The organism is Chamaesiphon polymorphus CCALA 037 (genome assembly GCF_003003845.1).
GTDB lineage: Bacteria > Cyanobacteriota > Cyanobacteriia > Cyanobacteriales > Chamaesiphonaceae > Chamaesiphon > Chamaesiphon polymorphus.
This window is the reverse complement of the sequence record NZ_PVWO01000365.1, coordinates 1-5,977: the sequence shown is the minus strand read 5'-3', so window position 1 is coordinate 5,977 and position 5,977 is coordinate 1. Positions and strand designations below refer to the sequence as shown.

Genomic DNA, 5,977 nt, shown 5'->3' with positions numbered 1-5,977 from the left:
GGTGGATGGGTGGATGGGTGGATGGGTAGATGAGTGGATGAGTGGATGGGCGAACACTTGAGTTCACTACCAACTATCAACTATCAACTATCGACTACCAACTACCAACTACCAACTACCAACTAATCCCACAATCTCCTACCCTGACGAGTATGCAACTGCTGGTGTGCATCGGTTAATAGTTGCGGAATATTTAACTCTTGCGGACAACGGGGCAAACAATCGCCACACTCATTACAGCGATTGGCTTTCATGCCTGGAAACCAATGTCCGGCATTTTCAAACATCTGATAGCGATATTGCGCATAATCGGTCATTTCATAAGCAACTGCTAGATTTCGCAATCTCAATACTTCGGGGATATTAATTTGTGCGGGACAAGGCAAACAAGCATAACATTGACTGCATAAATCGGTATTGAGACTAGTTTGTAATTGCCGCTCCAATCGATCGATAATTGCCTTTTCATCAGCCGTCAGTGGATAGTTAGCATCGGCGATATCTATTGAGGGATAGAGTTCTTCAGGATTAGCCGCACCCAAACTGAGCGTACTAATTCGATCGTCTGCCAACAGCCAGCGATAATTAAATGCTAACGGGGTTAGTGGTGCGCACAAATCTACTAAATTTGGCGGTGGGGTGTAGAGTTTGCCACCTTTATCCGCAGGGGAAATAATAAATATCCCCATGTCGTATTTACTCGCCAACTCGATCGCAGGTGCCAGTCGTTGGTAAAAGTAATAATAATGCAGGTTGATAAATTCAAATAATTGCGTCTCGATCGCCGCTAAAATCAGCTCTAAGCTACCGTGAGTCGAGAAACCGATGTGTCTGACCTTACCGCACTCGATCGCGTCTAAAATCGCCGGATAGCTGCCATTTGCTACCCAATCTAAATGTTCTGGAGTGTTAATCCCGTGGATGCCCACACAATCGATGTAATCTACTTGCAACCGTTCTAAAGATGTATCGATCCACTCTGCCATCAACCCTCGATCGGGTGTCGGTGGCAACTTGGTTGTAATATACAATTGCGATCGATCGACTGGTAATTCGCGTTGAAGAGCCAGTCCCAAATATCGTTCGCTCTGTCCGTATCCTCTTGCTGTCTCTAGATGGTTGATTCCCAGTTCTACAGCTCTACGCACGGTGCGATAAGCTATTTCCGGATCGGCTAAACAGCGCATTGTCCCCAAGGAGAATGCGGAGAGTGAGAGATTAGTTTTGCCAAAACGACGGTAGTGCAAATTAGAGGGTAGAGGGTAGAGGGTAGAGAGTGGGGGTAGGGCTTCTATAATTTATGATGCCCTATCGAAGATAGACTATATACCTGCCGTCTGTCTCGAACAGAGGCGCATTGTTAAAAGGACGCACGGACACATCACCATTGTCACGACGAATATGAATTGCTACCCTCTACCCTCTACCCTCTACCCTCTACCCTCTAAATTAATTGGTTCCAAACGCTCGATCGCCAACATCGCCCAAACCAGGAACGATAAAACCAACCTCGTTGACATGTTCGTCAATCATCGCCGCGTAAATACTCAGGGTGGGATAAACCTCACTCAGCTTTTGTAAGGCTGGGGGTGCGGCAATAATTGCAATAATCCGCACGTATGCCGGATCGATGCCTCTACTGACTAGTTCAGTCATTGCTTGCATTATCGTGCCGCCAGTTGCTAGCATCGGCTCGGCAATGATAATCCGCGTCTCTGGATCGAAGCGATCGGGTAATTTATTGAGATAGCAACTTGGAAGCAATGTCTCTTCATCGCGCACCATTCCCAGGTGATAAATTGCTGACTCTAAGGGTAAGACAGACTGAATCCCTTCAACTAATGTCAGTCCCGCTCTCAGAATCGGCACGATCGCTAGTTTAGTCTGGGGATGGACGAAAGTGGCCGTAGTTTCAGCCATCGGTGTCGGAATCGGAATATCGATCGTCGGTAGCCATTCCCTAATCGCTTCATACGCCAACCACTTACCCAATTCTGCCAGGGTTTGACGCAAGATTTTGGGCGTAGTCTCGACATTCCGCGCCATTCCCAACCAGTGTTTGATTAATGGATGCGGCGGGACGTAGACGCGTAGTTGGATTGCCATATGGGGAGGGGAAAGGGGTGGATGGGTGGATGGGTGGATGGGTAATGGGTAATGGGTAATGGGTAATGGGTAATGGGTAATGGGTAATATCTCAATCCAAAATCCTAGAGCCTAAAACCTAAAACCTAAAGCCTAAAGCCTAAAGCCTAAAGCCTAAAGCCTAAAGCCTAAAGCCTAAAACCTAACTTAATGCCTGTCGTGCCAATTCAGTTAGCGATCGAATTTCGCTTGCATCTGGTACAGCTACTGGTTCATCACCATTTGTATTTAACCACAATAAATACTCAATATTTCCGGCGGGGCCGACTAGTGGCGACCAGGTTAAGCCCCGAAAATACCAGCCTAAACCCTGTGCTGCTGCTAATACCCCCGAAATTGCCCCAGCTTGGGCTGCTAAATCTCTGACTACTCCATTCTTCCCGATCGCGCCTTTACCCACCTCAAATTGCGGTTTAACTAGCAATACGAGTTCTTTTGGCGGTGCCAGCAACAGGGCTAATGCTGGTAAAATTTTATTTAGCGAAATAAAGGAAACATCGACGACCCCTAAGTCAGGTAGCGGCACTGGATAGACACCCTCGACTGGCTCGCCATAAAGTTCGGCGGGTGTCAGATGTCGAATATTCGTCCGTTCGCGCAAAATTACTCGATCGTCTGTCCGCAGTTTCCAGTCTACTTGTCCGTAACCGACATCAATGCCGTAGACTTGTTTGGCACCTGCTTGCAATAAACAATCAGTGAAACCGCCTGTAGAAATACCGCCATCGAGGCAAATGCGATCGAGTGTTGCAATAGCAAATGTTTCTAGAGCTTTGGCTAGTTTTTCCCCGCCACGCGATACAAATCTCGCTTTAGTTTTGACTTCGACTGTTGCTGTGAGTAAAATTGCCGCACCCGCTTTATCGACAATCTCGCCGTTGACTCGGACTTCTCCCGCTTGAATCCAGCGTTGCGCCAACTGGCGAGATTCGCACAGGTTTCTTTCTACTAGCAGTAAATCCAGGCGTTGTTTTTTCAAGTCAGCAACCGAGCAGGGGAAACGATCTTAAAAATAACATGGGCTAGTGGCAACTGGCAGAAGATCGATCTACGAGTAAATTTAGCTGGCGGATACCCTCCAGAGTCAATTTGCCTATTTTCTGCTATTGTTTTACTATACCCAGTTGTTGCTACCCCACTACTCCATCGCTAGCAACCGATCGACTATTGGCACTGCACCACAATTGCCATAAATATAGCTCTACTCTCTCGGTCAATTGCGAGACAAAGATCCCTTCAGAGCTATCTACGTTAGTTGCCAGCCAATATCCGCTGAGTCCGATTTCCACTCGATCGAGATCGCACCGATGGACGGTTACACTGTTTTCTGGTTGTCGATCGAGATAAAAACTAATTGCAGTAGCTTCGCAAACTACCTCTGGTAGTAAAAAAGCAGCTTTTTCCGAGCTAACGTACAGCGTTTGACCAGTACTCGTGGCGAAGATTAGCCGTTGCTCGACCCAATCCTCGATGTCAGAATCGAGCAGTTCTATATGTAAATCTGTTTCTGTATATATCAATTTCAACATAAATCGTCACAGTATGGAGGAAGTTTAGACTGCTGTCTCCTCGCTGTAGCTTAGAGAATAATTGTGAGGAAATTGTGAGGATGGCAGAAATAATGATTCTAGATCGAGTGAAACCACGGCGTCCCTCTAGAGCCTACAACTCTCTCTGTACCTACTTTTAAGTCAAATCTTTCGTGTCGGCGATCGCGGCTGTGACTCGACAATTCTCTCCAGAAATTTTTAATCCGATCGCTTGGTGGCGATCTCTGTCCCCAATCACTGAGATCGACTGCTACTGAAGAGCGGCTATAGATAATGCTTACAGTAACGATCGACTAAATTCCGTAACATTTGATGCAGAAAAATAATAAAAATATGCATCAATGCTAAATAATTAGTTAAAGTTTGGAAAATATTTGCTATTTACTGCAAAAAATACTACACTAAATACACCACCCTGTTTATCTAAGTGCTCGGAGCAACTAACTAATGCATACACTCAAGCGGACACCAACCACTGAAATGGAGGTTACTAGCATTCGGCTAGAACGCGAACTTAAAGAACGGCTCAAAGAAATTTCTGGACATCAAGGTTATCAAGCATTGATCCGCGAAGTTTTGTGGAAATACGTACAGCAAAAATCTGGCGATTATCGTCATCGATTTACGGCTGAAGATATCCGCGCTACTGTAGCAGCAACTGCCAATGCCGAAGAACGCTGCGGCATTACTGGTAAGATTATCAACCCTAACGAACCAATGTTATTGGGGTTGACTAGTACCTGCGATTTTATTCCGCTCTCACTTGACAGTCTAACTGCTGTCGCTCAAGAGCCAGCCGCTTAATAACTGCTAACCGAGATCCTCGGATCTCGGTTTTCGCTCGATCGAATGGTGGCAATCATTCCGAGTTAACCTCTACATAATTTCTCAAAAAAGCGATCGCTAACTCCGTTATCAATTAACCACGAGCTGCGATCGCTTTTTTGTATTTTTCGATAGATTCTAACACGCCTAACATCGCTAAATAGCTGAGTATCTTCTCGCCGACTATGTTGCTCTCACAGCAAAATACTCCAGTGGGTTTCCCTCGCTGGAGCTTTACCGTTTTAGATCTAGATGTCTTACTCTTACAATTAGCGAACTATGCGATCGAAAAAGATGCATCCGTATGGCTAGAATTGGTAGATCGAGATTAGATATCTCGTTCGCTGATTTCACGAGTCATATGGTCGAATGGTGCATCTACACAGCTAGTATCGGCGACACCAGACGTAGCTAGTAAATCCTTGACCAAATCCTTCATAATTTGAACCCCACGCACCGTCGGAGCAATGGGAACGCCTAGAGAGTTGTAAGTCTCCCGTAAGCCTTGAAGGACGCGCTCATCTAAAACATTCGTGTCTCCAGCCACGATCGCGTAACTAGCATACCGAAGATAATAATCCATATCCCGCAGACAAGCAGCATAACGTCTGGTGGTATAGGCATTGCCACCAGCACGGATTAATTCTGGTAATTCTTCAAATAACTGCGAAGCCGCTTTCTTGACGATTAAAGCTGCATTAGCGTTGATTACGCCTGCCGCAGCAATTCTCGCCGTGCCAGTATCGAAATAGGATTTTAAGCTATCGATGGCATTCCGGTCTAAATAACGACCTGTTATATCGTAAGTTTTAATGAGATTTGTTACAGCATCCCGCATGAGATCGTCCCAACATAATTCTTTTATCGGTTTACCAGTATTGCAGAAAACTACCCCCCTCTGGCATAGCTACGTTACAATTCGCAATTGTATTTTAATATTTTAGGCGACTCGCTTGGATGAGTGGATGGATGGATGGGTGGTTTATTGTTGCTGGAGCTGAAGCAAAAATAAGCCCGATTGCGGTTGAAAGCGATCGGGCTGGGGATTTATCGTTGGTGTTGGTTTAATGATGGCTGGTGACCTTCTGGGTACTAACGGTAACTTTATGAGATTTAGACCACGGTAAAAACCAATTGAAGCTCGTTCCTGGCTGGGAGATTAAAGTTAATTCTTCTGGGTAGCGCGGCTGGGGATCGTTAGCTAGCACTATTGGTGGTACCATGTCGGGGTCGTAAGCAATGACTGTATCTACGATTCCCGATCGAGATTTTACTTCTACCTTTTGTCCGGGACGATATACAGCTATTTCTTGTGCTTCGCTCCAGATTGCTCGCTCCATCATTACTACGATCCCCGTTATACTACTGATTAATTTTACTTATCTTTATGATAGCTAAAATTATCCAACAGGAAAATGGAGTTTGGTCAATTACGATACTTTTTTTTAATATTTTCT

8 protein-coding genes are annotated in these 5,977 nt (G+C 45.4%); 2 read left to right on the top strand and 6 right to left on the bottom strand.

Annotation, left to right across the window (positions count from 1 at the left end; all coding sequences use genetic code 11):
• Positions 1–122: 122 nt before the first annotated feature.
• From C7B77_RS21835 to C7B77_RS21820, 4 genes are all read right to left on the bottom strand, one after another.
• Entirely contained in the window at positions 123–1,247 is a 1,125-nt protein-coding gene (locus tag C7B77_RS21835; RefSeq protein ID WP_106309823.1) for an aldo/keto reductase, read from the bottom strand.
• 202 nt (positions 1,248–1,449) lie between these two features.
• Positions 1,450–2,106, bottom strand: coding sequence for a uracil phosphoribosyltransferase (upp, locus tag C7B77_RS21830; RefSeq protein WP_106309820.1), 657 nt, complete (start codon positions 2,104–2,106; stop codon positions 1,450–1,452).
• A 181-nt stretch (positions 2,107–2,287) separates the two neighbouring features.
• Positions 2,288–3,124 carry a TlyA family RNA methyltransferase gene (locus C7B77_RS21825; protein ID WP_106309817.1) on the bottom strand — a complete coding sequence of 279 codons (837 nt, stop codon included), beginning with the start codon at positions 3,122–3,124 and terminating at the stop codon, positions 2,288–2,290.
• Positions 3,125–3,275: 151 nt separating this feature from the next.
• Positions 3,276–3,674 (bottom strand): alr0857 family protein, encoded by a 399-nt coding sequence (locus C7B77_RS21820; protein WP_106309814.1) that lies wholly within the window; start codon positions 3,672–3,674, stop codon positions 3,276–3,278.
• 468 nt (positions 3,675–4,142) lie between these two features.
• Here C7B77_RS21820 and C7B77_RS21815 point away from each other — a divergent pair, with 468 nt between their 5' ends.
• Complete coding sequence (locus C7B77_RS21815; RefSeq protein WP_106309811.1) at positions 4,143–4,499, top strand: hypothetical protein; 357 nt, start codon at positions 4,143–4,145, stop codon at positions 4,497–4,499.
• 206 nt (positions 4,500–4,705) lie between these two features.
• Positions 4,706–4,852 (top strand): hypothetical protein, encoded by a 147-nt coding sequence (locus C7B77_RS30290; protein WP_181243959.1) that lies wholly within the window; start codon positions 4,706–4,708, stop codon positions 4,850–4,852.
• Here the strand turns inward: C7B77_RS30290 and apcB are convergent.
• Positions 4,849–5,358, bottom strand: a complete 510-nt coding sequence (gene apcB, locus C7B77_RS21810) for an allophycocyanin subunit beta (RefSeq protein WP_106309808.1) — start codon at positions 5,356–5,358, stop codon at positions 4,849–4,851. The two genes, C7B77_RS30290 and apcB, sit on opposite strands and share 4 nt — an antisense overlap.
• A 226-nt stretch (positions 5,359–5,584) precedes the next feature.
• Positions 5,585–5,863 (bottom strand): hypothetical protein, encoded by a 279-nt coding sequence (locus C7B77_RS21805; RefSeq protein ID WP_219892238.1) that lies wholly within the window; start codon positions 5,861–5,863, stop codon positions 5,585–5,587.
• Between the last annotated feature and the right edge of the window lie 114 nt (positions 5,864–5,977).

Excerpts from the sequence above, each read along its gene's own strand:
- upp (WP_106309820.1), bottom strand. The coding sequence starts at position 2,106 with ATGGCAATCCAACTACGCGTCTACGTCCCGCCGCATCCATTAATCAAA.
- C7B77_RS21820 (WP_106309814.1), bottom strand. The coding sequence starts at position 3,674 with ATGTTGAAATTGATATATACAGAAACAGATTTACATATAGAACTGCTC.
- C7B77_RS21815 (WP_106309811.1), top strand. The coding sequence starts at position 4,143 with ATGCATACACTCAAGCGGACACCAACCACTGAAATGGAGGTTACTAGC.
- C7B77_RS30290 (WP_181243959.1), top strand. The coding sequence starts at position 4,706 with ATGTTGCTCTCACAGCAAAATACTCCAGTGGGTTTCCCTCGCTGGAGC.
- apcB (WP_106309808.1), bottom strand. The coding sequence starts at position 5,358 with ATGCGGGATGCTGTAACAAATCTCATTAAAACTTACGATATAACAGGT.
- C7B77_RS21805 (WP_219892238.1), bottom strand. The coding sequence starts at position 5,863 with ATGATGGAGCGAGCAATCTGGAGCGAAGCACAAGAAATAGCTGTATAT.